Origin of the sequence: Serratia sp. M24T3, from assembly GCF_000257645.1 — a bacterium.
In the GTDB taxonomy this organism is placed as follows: domain Bacteria; phylum Pseudomonadota; class Gammaproteobacteria; order Enterobacterales; family Enterobacteriaceae; genus Rouxiella.
Window position 1 is genome coordinate 12,877 of record NZ_AJHJ01000048.1, and the last position, 18,838, is coordinate 31,714.

An 18,838-nucleotide genomic window follows, 5' to 3' on the forward strand; every position below is an offset into this window, starting at 1 on the left:
ATTGAGCGCTGCCAACGCCGCTGCGGCTGCAAGGACGCAGGCTAAATTTATTCGTTGAACAACCGGTCATAAACATGCTGCAAATGAAGCTGCATTACCCTCTTGGCGGCAACGGGATCTCTTGCCAGAATGGCGTCGGTAATTGCCTGATGATCGGCGTTCATTTGCAGAGGAAAATCAGTCTCGGCATAGTGTGACTCTAAACGAACAAAACGCGCGGACTCACGCTTGTTCCACAAATATTCCATCATATCGCGCAACACTTCATTGCCCGTCATCTCGCTTATTAGCAGATGAAAACGTTTATCCTCGCGCAAAAAATCCTGATTATTGATATTTAACTGCGTAAGTTCGCGATTGATTTCAGCCAGTTTTTCTCGCTGATCGTCAGTGCCATTAAGGGCTGCAAGTTCGGCCGTGGTGCACTCATAAATTTGACGTGCCTTAACCAGCGATTGCAGGCTGAACTCTTCTTCAGCGACAACCGGTTGTTGCGATGGCAGCGGATTACTGACGTAGACGCCATTGCCGGTGCGGATTTCCACCCAGCCGGTTATCTCCAGGGCAATCAGCGCCTCGCGAATAGAAGAACGGCTGACGCCGAGCTGCTTTGAGAGATCGCGTTCAGAGGGGATCATCTGGCCGGGTACGAACTGGCCGCTGTTAATGTAATCCTTAAGCAGGTTAGAAATCTGGCGGTAAAGTCGTTCCACTTTGAGTGTAGGTAATTCCATTTCATTCCCCGATGTAATATTGCTATCTCTCTGATTTTACGCGTTCTGACCCGTGGCAAACCGGCTTTAGTACACCTTATCATAACGTTTAAAACATCACGACGCCCCGCTTTTGCTGCCCTTGAATCAAGATCAAAAAGGAAGATCAATTGTGCAGGATTGATCACATTATTTTAACTCAGACTGCTGAATGATACACAGGCCTGATGGCCTGACCAGCAGACAATTAGGCCAACAGGCGTATTACATCGACCGACCCTATGATAAAAAACATAATTAAGGACACCTTATGCAAGCCTCTTCTCTGGACAGGATACTGTCGGAAACTCTCGCCAGATCGCATAAAATCAAGCGGATACAGACTATTTCACTGTCTTTGCTGTTTATGGCAGGGATCATTAATTTTCTCGACCGCGGCTCGCTGTCGATTGCCAATCAGGCCATTCGCGGTGATTTGGGCCTCTCCGCCACCGAGTTCGGTTTCTTGCTGTCGGCCTTTTCACTATCCTACGGTATCTCTCAACTACCCAGCGGTATTCTGCTTGACCGTTTTGGGCCTCGCATTGTGCTCGGCGGCGGCCTGTTGTTTTGGTCGCTGATGCAGGCGCTGGCGGGCAGCGTAAACAGTTTTAGCCACTTTATTATGCTGCGCATTGGATTGGGTATCGGCGAAGCGCCGTTTATGCCCAGCGGCGTCAAGGTGGTCAATGACTGGTTCAATGTTAAAAAACGCGGTCTGCCAATGGGGATTTTCAACTCTTCGACCACGCTGGGTCAGGCGTTTGCGCCACCGATTTTGGTCGCACTGATGCTGGCCTTTGGTTGGCGGATGATGTTTCTGATCATTGGTGTTGCCGGTATTGCCGTCGCGCTTTGCTGGTGTGCCTGGTATCGCAATCGCAGTCAAATGGTGCTCAGCGCCGAGGATAGCGCCTATCTCGATCAAGGCAGTAAACCGGTGCTCAAAACCCGTCTCAGCCTCGGTGAATGGGGCTCTTTGTTCAAGCGCCGCAGTGTCTGGGGCATGCTGCTGGGCTTTAGCGGCGTCAACTATACCGCGTGGCTGTATCTGGCCTGGTTACCGGGGTATTTGCAGGCCGAACGGGGTTTGAGCCTCGCCAACACGGGTTGGGTCGCGGCGATCCCGTTCCTGTTTGGTTCACTGGGAATGCTGGTCAACGGCGTTGTCGCCGACCGGTTGGCGCAAAAAGGTTATTCGTTGTTAAACAGCCGCAAGGCGCTGATCTGCTTTGGTTTGGTGTGTTCCGCAGCCTGTACCCTGCTGGTCATTCAATCTGCCAGCACCACAATGGCCGTGGCGTTTATCAGCCTCGCGCTGTTCTTTATCCACTTTGCAGGCACTTCGGCGTGGGGACTGGTGCAGGTAATCGCCCCTTCTCGCATGGTTGCCTCGGTGAGCAGCATTCAGAACTTTGGCAGCTTCATTTTTGCCTCGTTTGCCCCCATCGTTACCGGCTGGGTATTGGATACCACCGGTTCGTTTAACTGGGCATTGGTAGTCTGTTCCTGTGTCACCTTTGCCGGGGCGCTGTCTTATTTCTTTATCGTTAAAGATCCCATTGAATCGGCCGAAGCGGTCTAAATTTTAGTCGCCTGTCTGGGCGAGCTTTATGATTAAACAAGGAGTTATTTATGGAACAAACATGGCGCTGGTATGGTCCCAACGACCCGGTATCCCTGGACGATATTCTTCAGGCTGGTGCAACCGGCGTGGTCACCGCCCTGCATCATATTGCCAACGGCGAAGTCTGGCCGGTGGAACAGATTAAACAACGTCAGGCCGAACTGGCAGAAAAGGGATTGCTGTGGTCGGTAGTGGAAAGCATCCCGGTGCATGAAGAAATCAAGACCCGCAGCGGCAACGTCGAACAGCATATCGCCAATTACCAGCAGTCGTTGCGCAATCTCGCCTCCTGCGGGATCACCACGATTTGCTACAACTTTATGCCCATACTCGACTGGACGCGGACAGATTTGGGCTATTTGCTGCCAGACGGTTCCCGCGCGCTGCGATTTGACCAGACGGCCTTTGCCGCCTTCGAATTACATATTTTGCAGCGTGCCGGGGCAAAAAAAGACTACTCCGCCATTGAACAACAGCAGGCCGCTGAATACTTTGCCGCTATGTCCCAGCAAGAGAAAGAGACTCTGACCGCCAATATCATCGCCGGTCTGCCGGGCGCGGAAGAAGGCTACACGCTGGAGCAATTTCGTGCCAGGCTGGCAACCTACGACGGCATTGATAAAGCGCGTTTGCGCGAAAACATGGCCTATTTCCTGCGCGCCATCGTGCCGGTTGCCGAACAGCACGGGCTGCGACTGGCGGTCCATCCAGATGACCCACCGCGTCCGATTCTGGGCTTGCCGCGCATTGTTTCAACTATCGAAGACATGCAGTGGCTAAAAGACACTGTCGATAGTCTGCACAATGGTTTTACCTTTTGCACCGGCTCTTACGGAGTGCGCGAAGATAACGACCTGGTGAAGATGTTCGACACTTTTGCCGACCGGGTTCACTTTATTCACCTACGTGCCACCGCGCGCGAATCAACCCCCGGCAGCTTCCACGAGGCCGACCATCTCGACGGTGACGTGGATATGGTAGCAGTAATCAAATCCATTCTGACCGAGGAGCAGCGTCGCAAGGGAGTAAACGATACGCGTCCTATTCCCATGCGGCCCGATCACGGCCATCAGATGCTCGATGATTTGCATAAGAAAACCAATCCAGGATATTCAGCGATTGGCAGATTAAGAGGATTGGCGGAACTGCGTGGCGTAGAGCGTGCGCTGAAACAAACCCTGTTTTCCTGATTGCTTAAACGCCTGCCGCTTTATTTTCGAAATAGTAGCAGGCGTTTTTATTTGACAATTACAGTGCGTAATTACTCAGCGGGTTTATTTGCTGCCAGCCAGCTTTTTACGTCGGTTACTTTACTCCCACACGACGCCTCTTCCAGTCACAAAATTGCTGCATTCGCTGTCGCTGATTCAGCGATTCAGCGATTCAGCGATTCAGCGATTCAGCGATTCTGGACGCAGTAATACGCAATGAAATTTAACCCGGCAATTACTCGCCCCAGGTCCTTTCAAGCACATTGATCCAGTTTTTGTGGCAGATATTTTCCAGCAGCGTCTGGTTATATCCGGCTTTGCGTAATGCGGCTTCCAGCTTGCGCAGGCCACGCACGTCAACCATATCTGGCGTCAGCGTTACGCCGTCAAAGTCCGAACCAAACCCAACGTTGTTTTCGCCAAGTTTCTCCACCAGATAATCGACGTGGCGCACCATTTCATCCACGGTGGCGTCTGGAGATTTCTTCCCATCTTCACGCAAGAAAGTCATACCAAAGTTTACGCCGACAAAACCATTGCTCTCTTTAATTGCATCCAGCTGTTTGTCGGTGAGATTGCGCGATTGTGCAGACAGCGCGTGAGCATTCGAATGGCTGGCCACCAGCGGCGCATCGCTGTGTTTCGCCACTTGCCAGAAGCCCTTTTCATCCAGATGCGACAGATCCACCATGATACGTTTCTGGTTACACGCTTTCACCAGCTTGATGCCTAAATCGGTCAATCCCGGGCCTAAATCAGGCGAGGACGGGAATTTAAACGGCACGCCGTGACCGAAAATATTCGGGCGGCTCCATACCGGGCCTATCGAACGCAAACCCATCTGATAAAACACATCCAACATATAAAGGTCCGGGTCAATCGCCTCGGCCCCTTCGATATGCATAACTACAGCTAATGACTGATTTTTGATCGATTCACGGATCTGATTAGCAGTGCGGCAGATTTTTACTGCGCCCCGAGACGCATTTTCAATACGAATTAAAAAGGCCATCATGCCGATTGTGACGTCGCGCGCAGAATTTAGATCCGGCGTAGGATAAAAATCAGGATGTTTATTAATACCTTCCACTAAAAAACGCGTATCGATACCCGAACCCGGCACGATACTTGCTACTTCTGGTGAGTCAGGAAGTTTTGGCGAAGGTACATAGGCGGCGAAGAGACCTCCCGCGAAACCTGCCTCACGGCAGCGTGGCAGGTCCATCTGACCGCAAGCAGGACCTTCAAGGAATGCCTGCTCGGGATTTTGATGATGATTTAACCAAAGTTGCATTAAAACATCATTATGACCGTCAAAAACCGGCACTGGGCTTAAATCTTCACTGACTTTGTTATTCATAAAAAGCTCTACCCTTGGTTAAACACGACAGGAATCAATCAGCTTTCGCTCTTAAAAGGTGCAATTCATGATTGAATACGCACCACCGGTGAGCAAATTTCGCATTACTTTTTTTGTGGCGAAAAGTGCTACCTGACGCGGCTGTGATGTTGTTCATTAGAGACAAAGCGCGGCGAACAAGTCAAGGGCAAGAGACTATAAAATTAAATTTTAAGTTTAAATATCAACACGATGGGAGTTATAATGGTCACAAGGCGTAATTTTATTACCGGTTTTTCTGCAATTCCTGTTTTATCTTATCTGAACTTCGAGAAAGTTTTTGCCGCAACGCCAAAATCGATATTGGTGATGGCCATTCAACTGGACATCATCACCAGCCTTGATCCCCACGAAGCCTTTGAATCTGTTGGTGAAGAAGTTACCGGTAACCTCTATCAGCAACTGGTAAAACCTAAGTTGACCGCCGCTGACGAGATTGAAGGCGATCTAGCCCTGTCATGGTCAGTTTCAGACGATAAAAAAACCTTCACCTTTAAAATGGACCCGAAGGCCAAGTTTGCCGATGGGACACCGGTTACTGCCGATGACGCCGCTTTCTCCCTGCAGCGTGTGGTCAAACTCGATAAGAGCCCGGCCTACATCATTAACCAATTTGGTTATACCAAAGATAACGTCGAGCAGTTTATCAGCGCACCAGATAAAGAAACGCTGGTGATTAAAACGGCCGATCCGGCTTCTGAATCCTTCATGCTTTACTGCCTGTCAGCCAACGTCGGCTGTATCGTGCAGAAATCGGCCTGTCTGGCCAACCAGAAAGGCGATGACCTGGGCAATGCGTGGCTGAAAACCAACAGCGCCGGTTCCGGTGCCTTTAAGCTGCGTGCCTGGAAAGTCAGTGAAACCGTAATTCTGGAAAGCAACAAAAACAACCCGCACGCGGGCAAGATTGAGCGCGTGATCATGCGTCATATTGTTGACCCTTCTGCCCAGATGCTGATGCTGCAAAAAGGCGATATCGATATTGCCCGCAACCTGACTACCGAGCAGCTGCGCCCGTTAAAAGACGACAAGAATTTTACCCTGGTACAGAAAGGCATCGCCGGTACGTTGATGGTTTCTGCTAACGTTGCCAACCCAAATCTGGCAAAACCTCAGGTCTGGCAGGCTATTAAATGGGCACTGGATTACGAAAGCATCCAGAAAAACATCATTCCACTGACTCATAAAATCCACCAGAGCTTCCTGCCTGAAGGCTTCCCGGCGGCAGTGAATACCATTATGTACAAACGCGACGTGACTAAAGCCAAAGCGCTGCTGGCAGAAGCCGGTTTCCCGAACGGTTTTGAAATCACCCTCGACCATTATTCTGCCTCTCCGTCTGCTGATATTGCACAGGCAATTCAGGCAAACCTCGGCGAGATCGGTATTAAAGTCACCTTGCTGGCCGCCGAAAGCCGTCAGGTACTGACGAAAATGCGTGCCCGTCAACAACAGCTGGCACTGACTCAGTGGGGCGCGGACTATTTTGATCCCAACTCCAATGCGGAAGCCTTCTGCAGTAACCCGGACAACAGCGATAAAGCCAAGAGCCGCACGCTGGCATGGCGTTGCAGCTGGCAAGACAAGGCCATTTCTGACCTCAGCAGCAAAGCTTTGCACGAGTCTGATCCCGCGACGCGCATCAAGCTTTACGAGCAGCTGCAAACCCAGCATATGGAAAGCAGTCCGTTTATGATCATGTTCCAGCCGACGCTGACTGCCGCCTGCCGTCATGACATCACCGGCGTGGTGTTGACTGTAATGAGTACCAGCCCATACGAGAAGGTTGTTAAAGCGTGAGCAAGAGACTCAAAAGTTTACTGAGTACCTGCATCAGCGTTTGTCTTACTTTGTTTGGTCTGTCGGTGATTACTTTCTTTATCGGAAGAGTCATGCCGACCGACCCGGTACTGGCTGCGGTTGGCGATAATGCCCCGGAGTCAGTTGTCGAACGTGTACGTCATGAAATGGGGCTGGATCAGCCCCTATGGATGCAGTTTTTACACTATCTCAGCCAATTGGCGCACGGCGACCTCGGTCGCTCTGCGTTAACCTCAAATCTGGTGACTCACGATATTGCGCGCTACTTCCCGGCGACGCTGGAACTTGCCACGGCGGCGATTATTATCGCCGCGCTTATCGGCATACCGCTCGGCGTCTGGGCAGCAACGCGTCAAGGTAGCTGGATTGACCAGACTATTCGCGTGGTCTGTCTGGCCGGTCACTCGCTGCCGGTGTTTGTTCTGGCACTGCTTTCACTGTTGATTTTTTATTCAGTGCTGGGGATTGCGCCAGGGCCGGGGCGTCAGGACATTATCTATCAGGATATGATCCCGCAGGTTACCGGACTGCTCACCGTCGATTCCTTACTGGCCGGTGATATGGGTGCGTTTTGGGATGCGCTGGCGCACATGGTGCAACCGGTGCTGATTCTGGCCTATTTCAGCATGGCCTATATCACCCGTATGACCCGCACCTTTATGCTCAATGCGTTGGGTGGCGAATACGTTATCACTGCTCGGGCAAAAGGGCTTTCTGCCAGCCGGGTTATCTGGAAACACGCTTTTCCAACTGTGGGCGTTCAGCTGATTACCGTTCTGGCACTGACTTATGCTGGTTTGCTTGAGGGCGCGGTGGTAACCGAAAACGTCTTCTCGTGGCCGGGCCTGGGACAGTATCTGACCGTCTCGCTGATGAATGCCGACATGAACCCGGTTATCGGTTCCACCCTGCTGATTGGCGCAATCTACGTGCTGCTTAATCTGCTTGCCGACCTTCTCTACCGACTTCTGGATCCACGCGTAAAATGACCAGCTTATCTTCACGACCGGGGTCTCGGGCATGGTTGCTCGATGAAACTCCTAAAACACGTACCCAGGCGGTTTGGGGTCGACGCTATCGCATCTGGCTTGGCCTGCGTTCCAATCCACTTGCGCTGATTGGCCTGATCACCGTGTTGGTGGTGTTGGCCATTTCGATTTGCGCCCCGCTGCTGACCCATTATCAGCCCGGCGATCAGGATTTAGCCAACCGTCTTGCCAAGCCTTCTGCCCTGCATTTGCTAGGCACTGACGAGCTGGGGCGCGATACCTACAGCCGCATTCTTTATGGTGGGCGTATTACCCTCGGCATGGTGATCGTGGTGGTGGCGATCGTTGCCCCTCTTGGCTTGCTGATAGGCTGCGTGGCAGGCTACGCGGGCGGACTGGTTGACCGTATTCTGATGCGCATTACTGACGTGTTTCTGGCTTTTCCACGTCTGATTCTGGCATTGGCTTTCGTGGCTGCTCTCAAGCCCGGCGTCGAGAGCGCCATTCTGGCTATCGCCCTGACTGCCTGGCCGCCTTACGCCCGACTGGCGCGAGCCGAAACCATGCAAGTGCGCGGCACGGATTATATTGCGGCCTGCCGCCTGACCGGTGCCACTCCGGCACGCATTGTGCTGCGTCACGTTATGCCGCTGTGCGTGCCAAGCCTGGTGGTGCGCGTTACGCTGGATATGAGCTCAATCATCATTACCGCTGCCAGCCTCGGATTTTTGGGGATGGGCGCTCAGCCGCCGTCACCGGAATGGGGCGCAATGATCGCCACCGCCCGTCGCTTCTTGTTCAGCGAATGGTGGGTACCGCTTATCCCGGCAATCGCTATTTTTGTCACCTCATTGGCCTTTAACTTTCTCGGCGATGGCTTGCGTGACGTCCTCGACCCTAAGGAACGCTAATGCTGGTCGATATCAAGAATTTGCATATTACGTTTGAAACCCGCAGCGGCAGTTTTGATGCCGTGCGCGGGGTGTCTTTACAGTTGGGAAAAGAAAAACTCGGTATCGTTGGCGAAAGCGGTTCGGGTAAATCACTCACTGCCCGATGCCTGATGAACCTGTTGCCGTCCAGCGCTAAATGTCGTGCCGATACCCTTTCGTTCGATGGTATTGATTTGCGCAACGCAAGCGAAAAACAGATGCGCCAAATCCGCGGCAAGCGGGTCGGTTTTATCCTGCAGGATCCGAAATACTCACTGAATCCGGTGATGACTATCGGCAATCAGGTCGCCGAAGCCTGGCGAACTCATAAGGGTGGCAGCAAACGTCAGGCCATGGAAGCCGCCATTGACCTGCTGGATCAAGTCAAGATCCGCGACCCGCATAAAGTCGCCGAACGCTATGCCCACGAGGTTTCCGGTGGTATGGGTCAACGCGTGATGATTGCCATGATGCTGGCTCCCGACCCGGAACTGATGATTGCCGACGAACCCACCAGCGCGCTGGATGCCACAGTGCAGGCCGAAATTCTGCGCCTGCTCGATGACCTGGTTTCCAGCCGCGGCATGGGGTTGATTCTTATAAGCCATGACTTGCCACTGGTGTCGAGATTCTGCGACCGCGTGGCGGTAATGTACTCCGGACGTATCGTCGAGACCTTGCAGGCCGGCGATCTGCGAAACGCGCAGCATCCTTATACGCGTGGATTACTGGAGTGTCTGCCGTCGTTGACTCACCCTAGAGACCGGCTGCCGATACTGGTTCGCGACGAGGCCTGGAAAACAGCATGATTACTTTAGACCAACTGCGCATTTCATTTGGCGAAACCGAAGTCGTCAAAGGAGTCAGCTTTAACGTTGCCAATGGCGAAAGCTTTGGCATCGTCGGCGAAAGCGGCTCGGGGAAATCCACTATTTTACGCGCGCTCGCGGGCCTAAATCAGCACTGGTCCGGCGGCATGGACATTGGCGGAGAACCCCAGTTACCCAAACGCCCCAAGCGTTTCTATCGCCGGGTGCAAATGGTGTTTCAGGACCCGTACGGCTCGTTGCATCCCCGTCAAACCATCGACCGGATTTTGGCTGAACCTCTCACCGTACACGGCTTTCTGAATGTCGAAAAACGTATTGCCGACGCGCTGAATGAGGTTGCCCTGCCGCAAAGCGTGCGTTTTCGTTTTCCGCACCAACTCTCCGGGGGTCAGCGACAACGCGTTGCCATCGCCCGCGCGCTGATTTCCGAACCTGAGGTTTTATTGCTCGACGAGCCTACCTCGGCGCTGGATGTTTCGGTACAGGCAGAAATCCTCAACCTGCTGACCGATATTCGCGAGCAAAAGAAACTGACTTACGTCATGGTCACACACAATTTAGCCGTCGTAACGCATCTTTGCGCCAGAATTGGGGTGATGATCGGTGGTCAAATGGTGGAGCTTGTGAGTGCGAACGATCTACGGGCGGGTAACGTGTCACATCCGCATACTGCCGAGCTCAGAAAATTAAGTCTGGACCTCGAAGAACCGGATATCGACTAGGCAATTAATCATTAACCAACGCCAATCGTGATGCAGCAAAGCGGCTGGTTTTAAATCCCGAGTCAGTGACTCGGGATAAAAATCGTCGCCAACCCTGCCACGCTGTTATTGGGGAAGGATAATAAGGACTTCCATCGTGACTTCTATTAACTGGCAAGCGGGTCTCGCCGCTGCAAAAAAAGTAACCGATCGCTGGAATCAACCGGGGGAACCGGGGGTGCCATCACCTTGTTTGATAGCACGTCGTTAAAAGGAGAGGCCTGTGGTGGGTTGGCAAATTTAACCACCAACGAGCCGTTCAGCATCGATAACGTAGTGCGTTACGCTTCAGTAACCAAGCATATTTTCGCAGCATTGGCCCTGATGCGCAGCGATGCCGGGATAACGCCCGAAGATACGCTGGGTCAGCATCTTCCTCAGCTTAAGGGTCCGATGGCGAAAGTCACCGTCGGCCAGGCGCTGGATATGACAGGTGGCCTGCCTGACGTGCGAGAAACACTTTCGTTGTTGGGTATCTCGGTTTATAACGTTAGCGATGCTGACGCTTTAATCGAATTTCTGGCTGAAGACGGCAGCCTGAATTTTGCAGCAGGCACCGAGATTTCTTATTCGAATACCGGCTACCGTTTGGTGGAGGCCATTCTAAAACAGAAAGGTATTTTGTTCGAAAATCTGCTGCAAGAGCATATTGCAAAACCCCTGGATATCGCCTTCCATGCGCCGGAAACCTGGTTTGATATCGTGCCTAATTTAGCCCCCGGCTATTGGAAATCGCCGACCGGATGGCAGACTTCTGCTGCAGGTTTGCATCTTTCTGCCTCGGGTAGCCTGACAGGAAGTCTGCGGTCGCTCTCTGGCTGGTTACAAAGCCTGTTGGCTGACGTCGGGCCGGGCGAAGGCGTATTGAAACACCTATCCCAACCGCGTTTTCTAACCAATGGTACGCCGACAGCTTACGGGCTGGGCATTACCCATTCGAAAATCGGCGAAAATCAATTGTTGGGCCACGGCGGCTCACACGCCGGTTACAAAACCTATTTCCTACTCGATCCTCAACGTAAAGTTGGCGTCGCGCTGGTCTCGAATCGCGAAGATACCGCATCTTATTCCGCCCTGCTGGATGTGATGTCTGCCCTGCTGGAAACCCCATTACCGGCGCGAAGCACGGCGCTGGTCGATGGGCTTTACACCAGTCTGGCTGAACCGTATTGGTTATCGGTCGATAACGGCGTGGCCAGTTATCTTGGCGCAAGTGAAAATTTGTATCAGGGCGAGGATGGCAGTTCGGTATCACTATCAGCTCATTTGCCAATGCGTTTGAAAATGAACGGCGCGGCGATTGAGGGCGAAATTGGGTTGGCCAGGCGCTATTTTATTCCTGCAGAACCCAACGATTGTCTGCCGATGATCCAGGGTCGCTGGTTCCATCCTGAATCGAAAGCGGCCTTTGATATTGAAGGTGACGAATTGAAAATGGGCATAGGTCCATTGCGCGCTTCTGGCAAGATGGTGTCGATTGGTCAAGGTCGCCTGCTGGTCAATATGCCGGATGGTCCGTGGCAAAAATCATTCTGCCTCTATTTCCAGGGCTACAATGTGCATCTGATCTCCAACCGCAGCCGCGTATTGATTTTCCGTCGCGACGAATGCCGGATAAGCTGGGAGCCAACGGCCTAACAATGCTAAAAAATCGCCTTTGTCTATGAAAATAGGCAGAGGCGTTTTTATAAATCAGACGATCCATTCACTGGAAGCCTTCCGCCTTACGTGCCTTGGCTTAATAAATTACAGTATCAAGATTGCCAATCCATTAAGGCTATTGATAATGTATAAATCGACTGTATTAAAACCTGTAATTAATAAACTGACCCCCAGCAAAAATCTGCCGACTTCCTCTACTAACTCAACTTCCAGCAAGGATAATTCAGCGTTGCCCGCTGTAAGCAGTGTGCAAGCTGCGTTGCAAAAAATGGCTCTAGGTGCAAATGGTCACTCTTCAGGTGGTTCGCAAAACGCTAACTCGGCTTATGATCACATGGTCAGTAACGGAGATGCATGGCGAAAGTTACCTGGTAAAGGAAAAGAGGCAATATCTTTACTCTCTAAGAGTAATATTAATAAATTACAAAGCAGTAAGCCAAACACTCTGGAAAGAGAGTTCATTGCTAATTTTAAGCAGCAACCTTTTTATCTTTCACACTTCTCTTCGCAAGACGTGCGCAATAAACAGGGCTCGGCAGAATTCTTATCTCGTAAACAGCTGCAAGAGAAAAATGTAAGTTTCAATACCCAGAACACGGCACAGCTAGATCTCGGTAGTTTTGCGACCGATGACTTTGTGTTTTTTGCTCTGGAAGTCGGGGATAACAATCAAAAAACCTCGAGCAGATTTGGTGATATCAATTATCGTATTCGCCTGGATGCGGTTAAAGATGATATCAAACAATACGGGCATCTTGAGGCTGCCGACTTGGCAATGAATGATCAACGTCCCAGCACCAAAGTTCCCGACTGGATAAGTCATTATGATAAAGATAAGTTTTTCCAAGGCGATGTTGTAGATCATGAGATTATAGATTTGGTATTTTACGGCAAAGATATGATCGAGGGACTGGCCTACCGAATTGTGCAGGATCTCAGGGAGTTTTCACCTGCCACACGGGACAAAGCATTAAGAATGAAAGACAGCAAGGAGGTCAATGGCTTGATGAACTCACTATACCGTCCTCAAGTGTTATTCCCACACTCGCTTATTCTTGATCCCAAGCAGTTTAAATATAATGCAGCTTCTAATAAATCCTCGGCCCCTAAAGCCGCGCCGCTTAAAAGCAAAACCGTTCCAACTGTGCAGCATTATTATGTTTAAGCCAATGCTCAGCAGACTTGATTTTCCGTCGCGACGAATGCTGGATAAGCTGGGAGCCAACGGCCTAACAATGCTAAAAAATCGCCTTTGTCTATGAAAATAGGCAGAGGCGTTTTTTGTACTTAATTTCATTAAATCATTTAGTTATCAAATGTTTCGTCTATCAAATAGACGTCTACCATTGACTATGTATGGTTAACATTCCTATTAGGGCTAATGGTTTAATCTATAAGCCTACATATGCTGCACTATGGAAATCGATTTCCCATTGTAGAACCTGTGCATATAAACCTGATAGCTGCACCTGCTCCAATTTACTCAATTGTTCGGCTGATTGGTCTAATTCGGCTTTCAGCCAGCTCGCCTGATCGATAAAGGTTTTTTCTGCATGTATTAAAACCCAATCTTTAATATCCGAGTCAATAATGTCAGCGCGGATAACACGGCTGCACCAGTGGTAATACATCCACTCGGCACCAAACATCAGGGTCAGAATTTCTGTATAAGATCCCGATTCGGCGACGCGTAACATCCCCTGGCTAAAACGGTATACGTCTGGCTCGTTACGCAAATAATGCTCCGGCGTGACGTTTCTTTTTACCATCACTCGCTCAAAGTAGGCAATTTGCTCATTGGCCAAGGCATCCAAAACGCCAATTAACCAGCGCTGCTGGCGAATATCTGGCGCTTTAATCACCGCGTAAGAAAAAATGCCGATTGCCGTAGCGACAAAATCGCCTTCAAATACCAAGTATTGATTGAACACCTTTTCGGGCAGCTTGCCCTGCTCAATATCGGTGACAAAACGATGCTGCTGCATCGCCTCCCATACAACCTGATTTTCCACCAGCAAGCGATCGGTAAAACTCTGCTGTGCCATGCTTATTCCCCCAACTCTGCCTGCGCCACAGACATAAAGTGTTTAACGCGTTCCAGCTCGACCTGGTTCCACCACACACCGCCATATTTCAACGTGCTGGCGACAATCACTCCCTGAGTACGCTGTAAAATCTGACAAATATTGCCCGGCGTCACGCCCGAACCCACTAACAACGGCAGCTCGGTTGCAGCACTAATCTCGTCAATTTCATCCATGGTGGCGCTGTCGCCGGTCCGTTGACCGGTAGCAATGACCGCATCGGCCTGGAAGAAATCCACATCGCGAGTTAGCTCGGTTATAGTTCTGTCTGCCACGATCGCGTGGCTGCCGTGCTTGACGTGGCTGTCGGCAAACACCTTGATATGCTCGGCCCGCAGCTGTGAACGATAGCGCAATGCCTTGGCCGCAGCCCCCTCGATAAAACCTTCGTTGGCAATATAGGCATTGGCCCATTGATTAACTCGCACGAAATTTGCCCCCCCGGCCAACGCAGTGGCAAGTGCCGGGATAGCCGCGTTGGCCAGCACATTGATGCCCAGCGGGCAGCCAAACTCTTTTTTAATGCGATCGGTAATTACGGACATAAAAGCGGCCGTTTCATAACCAATATCTTCGGGTTTTGAAAAAGGAATATCACCGTGATTTTCAATTATCAGCCCGTGAACGCCACCAGACAAATAAGCTCTGGCATCACTCAAAGCGATATCCATAATTTGATTAATTGATTTTCCACGGTAATTAGGCGAGCCTGGAAAAGGTTCGCAATGAACTACACCGATTATTGCCTTTTTCCTTGAAAATATCTCTTGTATCGCACTGGTTTTTTCTGCTGATATAGATGCCATAACATCACTCTCCTAAGGAATATTTCATGCAAGTTTTCGTTGTCGGCAATATTAGCGTGGACGAAACCTATCTAATTAATGAATTGCCGGATAAAGGCGCGTCAATTCATGGAATAAAAACCCATCAAGACCTCGGTGGAAAAGGCGCAAATCAGGCTATTATTCTGTCACGATGTGCTATTAAAACCACCTTGATTGCTGCCATTGGCAATGACAGCCATGGTCATTGGTGCAAAGAAATAATTAATCATGAGCCATTAACCCTGCTTCCAAAAACACCTGGTGATTGCCGCACTGATACCTCGCTAATATTAAACTGTGCCGATGGAGACAATGCCAACATAACAACCACCACGGCAGCTAACTATTTGCATCTGGACGACATCCAGCAGGCATTTTTATTATCAGCGCCTGAGGACGTGGTATTACAGCAGGGTAATTTCAGCTTTGAAAAAACTGCTGCCGTTTTTGCCCTTGCTCGCGAGAAAAAATTAACCACCGTTTTTAATCCCTCACCGGTCAAACCTGCTTTCACCCAACTGTTGCCGCTGGTTGATGTCCTGGTCGTCAATCAGCTCGAAGCCCAGCTTCTTGGTGCTGCCGAAGATATTCCCCTCGCCGCCGCCAATCTGCTCAAGGCAGGCGTAAAGCAGGTTATCGTCACCCTTGGCGCACAAGGCTCAATGTTGCTCGATGCCCAAGGGATGCATCAAGTCCTTGCCGAAGCAGTCACCGTTACCGACACCACCGGCGCCGGTGACACCTTCCTCGCCGTGATGCTCGCCTGCGCGATACAGCGAGAAAGTCACATCACTCCAGACGACCTGTGCCGTGCCGCACGCGCTTCGGCCATCACCATAAGTAGAACCGGCACGCTGAGCGCCTTTCCGACCCAAAGCGAACTGGCTGAAATTTTGCGCTAACTCCAAACCTGAGCAGTCTTGCCAAACGCCGCTGAAGCCTGGCGTTGTAGCAAGGCAGCCAGTGAGCTGAGCCCCAGGAGCTTAGTCAGATAAGTGACTGGGGTCAGCGATTGCGGCCAGCTAAATACGGATCAAAGGACAACGGGCAAACAATTACTTAAATTGGGCGCGGAACGCATCCACATTCTCCTTGGTTACCACCGTCGCAGGCACATTGATCGTTTTAGCCACCGACTGACCGGCAACCACTTTATTTAGCGCCTTAACTGCTTCAACTCCCATATTTAACGGGTCCTGTTGCAGCACCGCAGTGACATAGCCTTTATCAATGCCAGTAATTGCTTTCGAAGTCAGATCCCAGCCGAACACCTTAATATCATTTTGACGCCCCTGATTCTCTACCGCCGCAATCGCCCCCAATAATGCAGGTTCGCCGGTAGCATAAATCGCGGTCATATTCGGGTTGCCAGTAATCAAATTTTCAGCAGCCGTCAGGGCATTATCCTGAATATTCTGGCCGTCAACTACGCCAACCACGGAAATACCACTGTGGCCTTTAAGCGTATTTTCAAAACCTTTCTGACGATCGTTTTGAATGGCTGAATTCAATGCGCCAACAATCCCGACTTTAGCTTTATCACCCATGTTGGTTTTCACGTAATGAGTAAAATAGTTACCGAGAATTTCGCCACCCTTGATGTTATCGACACCCACCTGCGCCTTTTGCTGACCGGCAGGCAATACGGCATCGATAGCAATTACCGGGATATTTTTAGCTGCCGCCTCGGCAATAGCAGGCATAATGCCGTTCACATCGATGGCATCGACCATAATGCCTTTCACGCCCTGCTGGATATAATTTTCGATAGCATCATTTTGCGAGACCGGATTATTGTTGGCATTGTAAACCACCAACTTAACACCGGTTTTCTTCGCTTCATCGGCGGCACCTTTATTCATCTGATTAAAAAACAGAGCCTGCTGGTTAATTTGTACCATTGCATAAGTTGGAGCTTCGGCAGCATTAACCGCGCCAGAGAATAACATCGTGAGGGTAACCGCTGCGAGAGCGGTTCGGGTGAAGAGAGCCATTTGTGAAGTAATATTTTTCTTACCGGCATTAATCAACATAATCACATCCTCATGAGTCGAAAAGACAACGATAAATATCGATCGATAATCGTAGAGAATGCGGCAAGCGCAGCGCTGTTCTCAACCAAGATCGTTCGAATGACTGTTGGCGACTCAAATATCGGGAAGACTGATGACTAACTCGAAAAGCCACGTTCCAAACGAAGCAAATTCGATAAAGCTTTGTGACAGGTAATTGCCGAATACAATTGAACCTGGTGAAAAAAAAGTCAAGAGGAAAGTTTGGCTGCAATCTAAAACGCAGATTACGCGCTCATTATCTCATGGAAGATCTTCATCTTATTAGCTTGATTTACCGAGAATAGTCCATTTTCATTATCAATAAATTTAAAGGAATTCAAAATTTATACCGATAAACTCCCCGAAAATGATAAATCGAAAATGAGACTTGTAAGGATACGGGCGATTTCGAATCTCGGACCTTTACCCTCAACGGGTAGTGGTAAGCACGCCAATCATCGCAAATAATAGAATTTTAAGCCCGCAACAAGCACTCTGCACAATTTAATTGTTCCATGCTTCGGAGTTTGTAATATGCTGTCTATCACTTGGGATTAGTGCGAATCTGGCTGCATTTAGCGGCCCTGACGTAAAGAAAGCAGGGATAAATTATGGCTCATAGAAGGGTTGTGTTATCAGACGTAGCGGAAATGGCAGGGCTTTCGAAAGCTACCGTCTCACGGTATCTGAACAACAGCATTAATTTGCCACAACAAACAGTGCAGCGAATCGAAAACGCGATAAACACCTTGGGTTATCGCGCCAATAGCCTGGCTCGCCGACTGAGCATGGGCGGCAGCGAAACCATCGGTCTGGTGCTGCCTGACATCGCCAATCCCTTCTTTGCCGAATTGGCTGATGCCGCTGAAGAGGCTGCCTCAGAGCATAAATACAGCCTGGTTCTTTGCGTGACCCGCAACAATCTTGAAAAAGAATGCCAGTTTATCCGCTGGCTTGATACCCGCCAGGTTGATGGCCTGCTGTTTGCAACTAACCGACCGGACAACGGCCAATTATATATTGAGCTGAAAGATCAGCGCCACGTGGTGCTGATTGACGAAGATGTGCCCGGTTGCGATATGCCCAAAGTCTTTTCCGACAACGTGCGCGGCGGTGAACTTGCCACCCAGGCCCTGATCGACGCCGGACACCAGCACATTGCCTTTGTCGGCGGCCCTGACGAGTTGATGAGCGTGCGCGAACGCCATCAGGGATATCGGCAGGCGTTGCTGAAAAGCAATATTCCCTATGATTCGAGCCGCGTTTTGTATGGTGATTATGACCGCAATTTTGGTCGCCAGGCTCTGGATCATCTCCTTGCCCTGTCTCCTCCACCCAGCGCTATTTTTGCCGCCAGTGATTATCTGGCGCTGGGTCTGCTCGACGGCGTTCGATCAAAAGGCCTGAGCGTACCTGAATCACTTTCGCTGGTAGGTTTTGATGACGCAATCTATTCAGACCTAATCACCCCGAGGCTTTCGACCATTCGCCAGTCAGCCCGAGATCTTGGCCGTACAGCGGTTGAAATGCTGATAAAACTGTTTAACGAAGATACTGACGTTCAGCCGATTTCACGCATTCCGGTGGAATGGGTGTCGCGAGATTCCGTTTCGCCGTGGCATTCCAAAGGTTAAAATTTCGCCCCATTTTGGCTCTATCGCTCAAAAATGGGGCAGACTATTTTTTATCCAACAGAATTACCCGTGTTCACCAGATAGCGATCTTACTGCCTGCGGACAATAATTATTCCTTTTCATAAAACGGTTTAATTAGCTGTTTTATAATGATTTAAAACCTCCTTCATTTATCTTGCATCTGCTTGCCTTCACCTTCAATTCGATAAATTGGCACGCTTAGTGCAAATTTATTTTTGGCGACTCAGATATCCA

At 50.3% G+C, this 18,838-nt stretch carries 15 protein-coding genes and 1 pseudogene; 11 read left to right on the forward strand and 5 right to left on the reverse strand.

The window, feature by feature from the left end; translation table 11 throughout:
- Positions 1-47: 47 nt before the first annotated feature.
- Positions 48-734 (reverse strand): FadR/GntR family transcriptional regulator, encoded by a 687-nt coding sequence (locus SPM24T3_RS22320; protein WP_009639106.1) that lies wholly within the window; start codon positions 732-734, stop codon positions 48-50.
- A 289-nt stretch (positions 735-1,023) separates the two neighbouring features.
- Between SPM24T3_RS22320 and SPM24T3_RS22325 the strand changes: the two genes are divergently transcribed.
- Together SPM24T3_RS22325 and uxuA are read left to right on the forward strand one after the other, a co-directional pair.
- Positions 1,024-2,337 carry an MFS transporter gene (locus SPM24T3_RS22325; RefSeq protein WP_009639108.1) on the forward strand — a complete coding sequence of 438 codons (1,314 nt, stop codon included), beginning with the start codon at positions 1,024-1,026 and terminating at the stop codon, positions 2,335-2,337.
- A 50-nt stretch (positions 2,338-2,387) separates the two neighbouring features.
- The gene (uxuA, locus tag SPM24T3_RS22330; RefSeq protein WP_009639109.1) at positions 2,388-3,569 is read left to right on the forward strand and encodes a mannonate dehydratase; all 1,182 of its coding nucleotides are present in this window, start codon (positions 2,388-2,390) and stop codon (positions 3,567-3,569) included.
- 256 nt (positions 3,570-3,825) lie between these two features.
- Here uxuA and SPM24T3_RS22340 read toward each other — a convergent pair whose 3' ends face one another.
- The gene (locus SPM24T3_RS22340) at positions 3,826-4,950 is read right to left on the reverse strand and encodes a dipeptidase (RefSeq protein ID WP_009639110.1); all 1,125 of its coding nucleotides are present in this window, start codon (positions 4,948-4,950) and stop codon (positions 3,826-3,828) included.
- Between the two features lie 243 nt (positions 4,951-5,193).
- On the opposite strand from SPM24T3_RS22340, the gene SPM24T3_RS22345 reads away from it, so the two are divergent.
- The 7 genes and pseudogenes from SPM24T3_RS22345 to SPM24T3_RS22375 all read left to right on the forward strand — a co-directional run bounded on the left by SPM24T3_RS22345 (position 5,194) and on the right by SPM24T3_RS22375 (position 13,149).
- Positions 5,194-6,789, forward strand: coding sequence for an ABC transporter substrate-binding protein (locus SPM24T3_RS22345; RefSeq protein WP_009639111.1), 1,596 nt, complete (start codon positions 5,194-5,196; stop codon positions 6,787-6,789).
- Positions 6,786-7,799: an ABC transporter permease gene (locus SPM24T3_RS22350; RefSeq protein ID WP_037379540.1), complete on the forward strand. Its 1,014-nt coding sequence runs from the start codon at positions 6,786-6,788 to the stop codon at positions 7,797-7,799. The genes SPM24T3_RS22345 and SPM24T3_RS22350 overlap by 4 nt, the downstream gene beginning before the upstream one ends.
- Positions 7,796-8,710, forward strand: coding sequence for an ABC transporter permease (locus SPM24T3_RS22355; protein ID WP_009639113.1), 915 nt, complete (start codon positions 7,796-7,798; stop codon positions 8,708-8,710). Before SPM24T3_RS22350 ends, SPM24T3_RS22355 begins: the two co-directional genes overlap by 4 nt.
- Complete coding sequence (locus tag SPM24T3_RS22360; protein WP_009639114.1) at positions 8,710-9,540, forward strand: ABC transporter ATP-binding protein; 831 nt, start codon at positions 8,710-8,712, stop codon at positions 9,538-9,540. The genes SPM24T3_RS22355 and SPM24T3_RS22360 overlap by 1 nt, the downstream gene beginning before the upstream one ends.
- Positions 9,537-10,283 carry an ABC transporter ATP-binding protein gene (locus SPM24T3_RS22365; protein WP_009639115.1) on the forward strand — a complete coding sequence of 249 codons (747 nt, stop codon included), beginning with the start codon at positions 9,537-9,539 and terminating at the stop codon, positions 10,281-10,283. The genes SPM24T3_RS22360 and SPM24T3_RS22365 overlap by 4 nt, the downstream gene beginning before the upstream one ends.
- 121 nt (positions 10,284-10,404) lie before the next feature.
- Positions 10,405-11,960, forward strand: a pseudogene (locus SPM24T3_RS22370) (serine hydrolase domain-containing protein).
- Between the two features lie 148 nt (positions 11,961-12,108).
- Positions 12,109-13,149, forward strand: coding sequence for a hypothetical protein (locus SPM24T3_RS22375; protein ID WP_009639117.1), 1,041 nt, complete (start codon positions 12,109-12,111; stop codon positions 13,147-13,149).
- Positions 13,150-13,375: 226 nt separating this feature from the next.
- Here SPM24T3_RS22375 and SPM24T3_RS22380 read toward each other — a convergent pair whose 3' ends face one another.
- Positions 13,376-14,029, reverse strand: coding sequence for a TenA family protein (locus SPM24T3_RS22380; RefSeq protein ID WP_009639118.1), 654 nt, complete (start codon positions 14,027-14,029; stop codon positions 13,376-13,378).
- Between the two features lie 2 nt (positions 14,030-14,031).
- Positions 14,032-14,874: a BtpA/SgcQ family protein gene (locus tag SPM24T3_RS22385; RefSeq protein ID WP_009639119.1), complete on the reverse strand. Its 843-nt coding sequence runs from the start codon at positions 14,872-14,874 to the stop codon at positions 14,032-14,034.
- 26 nt (positions 14,875-14,900) lie between these two features.
- Between SPM24T3_RS22385 and SPM24T3_RS22390 the strand changes: the two genes are divergently transcribed.
- On the forward strand, positions 14,901-15,797 hold the full coding sequence (locus SPM24T3_RS22390; RefSeq protein WP_009639120.1) for a PfkB family carbohydrate kinase: 897 nt from the start codon (positions 14,901-14,903) through the stop codon (positions 15,795-15,797).
- Between the two features lie 153 nt (positions 15,798-15,950).
- Here the strand turns inward: SPM24T3_RS22390 and SPM24T3_RS22395 are convergent, their stop codons facing one another.
- Positions 15,951-16,889 carry a substrate-binding domain-containing protein gene (locus tag SPM24T3_RS22395; RefSeq protein WP_009639121.1) on the reverse strand — a complete coding sequence of 313 codons (939 nt, stop codon included), beginning with the start codon at positions 16,887-16,889 and terminating at the stop codon, positions 15,951-15,953.
- Between the two features lie 671 nt (positions 16,890-17,560).
- Between SPM24T3_RS22395 and SPM24T3_RS22400 the strand changes: the two genes are divergently transcribed.
- A complete protein-coding gene (locus SPM24T3_RS22400) occupies positions 17,561-18,583 on the forward strand; it encodes a LacI family DNA-binding transcriptional regulator (RefSeq protein ID WP_037379551.1) in 1,023 nt (340 codons plus the stop codon).
- Positions 18,584-18,838 lie beyond the last annotated feature (255 nt).

What these genes read in the sequence shown, in the direction of transcription:
- SPM24T3_RS22365 (WP_009639115.1), top strand. Translation starts at nt 9,537, where the DNA reads ATGATTACTTTAGACCAACTGCGCATTTCATTTGGCGAAACCGAAGTC.
- uxuA (WP_009639109.1), top strand. Translation starts at nt 2,388, where the DNA reads ATGGAACAAACATGGCGCTGGTATGGTCCCAACGACCCGGTATCCCTG.
- SPM24T3_RS22390 (WP_009639120.1), top strand. Translation starts at nt 14,901, where the DNA reads ATGCAAGTTTTCGTTGTCGGCAATATTAGCGTGGACGAAACCTATCTA.
- SPM24T3_RS22400 (WP_037379551.1), top strand. Translation starts at nt 17,561, where the DNA reads ATGGCTCATAGAAGGGTTGTGTTATCAGACGTAGCGGAAATGGCAGGG.
- SPM24T3_RS22360 (WP_009639114.1), top strand. Translation starts at nt 8,710, where the DNA reads ATGCTGGTCGATATCAAGAATTTGCATATTACGTTTGAAACCCGCAGC.
- SPM24T3_RS22355 (WP_009639113.1), top strand. Translation starts at nt 7,796, where the DNA reads ATGACCAGCTTATCTTCACGACCGGGGTCTCGGGCATGGTTGCTCGAT.
- SPM24T3_RS22380 (WP_009639118.1), bottom strand. Translation starts at nt 14,029, where the DNA reads ATGGCACAGCAGAGTTTTACCGATCGCTTGCTGGTGGAAAATCAGGTT.
- SPM24T3_RS22385 (WP_009639119.1), bottom strand. Translation starts at nt 14,874, where the DNA reads ATGGCATCTATATCAGCAGAAAAAACCAGTGCGATACAAGAGATATTT.
- SPM24T3_RS22375 (WP_009639117.1), top strand. Translation starts at nt 12,109, where the DNA reads ATGTATAAATCGACTGTATTAAAACCTGTAATTAATAAACTGACCCCC.
- SPM24T3_RS22320 (WP_009639106.1), bottom strand. Translation starts at nt 734, where the DNA reads ATGGAATTACCTACACTCAAAGTGGAACGACTTTACCGCCAGATTTCT.
- SPM24T3_RS22395 (WP_009639121.1), bottom strand. Translation starts at nt 16,889, where the DNA reads ATGGCTCTCTTCACCCGAACCGCTCTCGCAGCGGTTACCCTCACGATG.
- SPM24T3_RS22340 (WP_009639110.1), bottom strand. Translation starts at nt 4,950, where the DNA reads ATGAATAACAAAGTCAGTGAAGATTTAAGCCCAGTGCCGGTTTTTGAC.
- SPM24T3_RS22345 (WP_009639111.1), top strand. Translation starts at nt 5,194, where the DNA reads ATGGTCACAAGGCGTAATTTTATTACCGGTTTTTCTGCAATTCCTGTT.
- SPM24T3_RS22325 (WP_009639108.1), top strand. Translation starts at nt 1,024, where the DNA reads ATGCAAGCCTCTTCTCTGGACAGGATACTGTCGGAAACTCTCGCCAGA.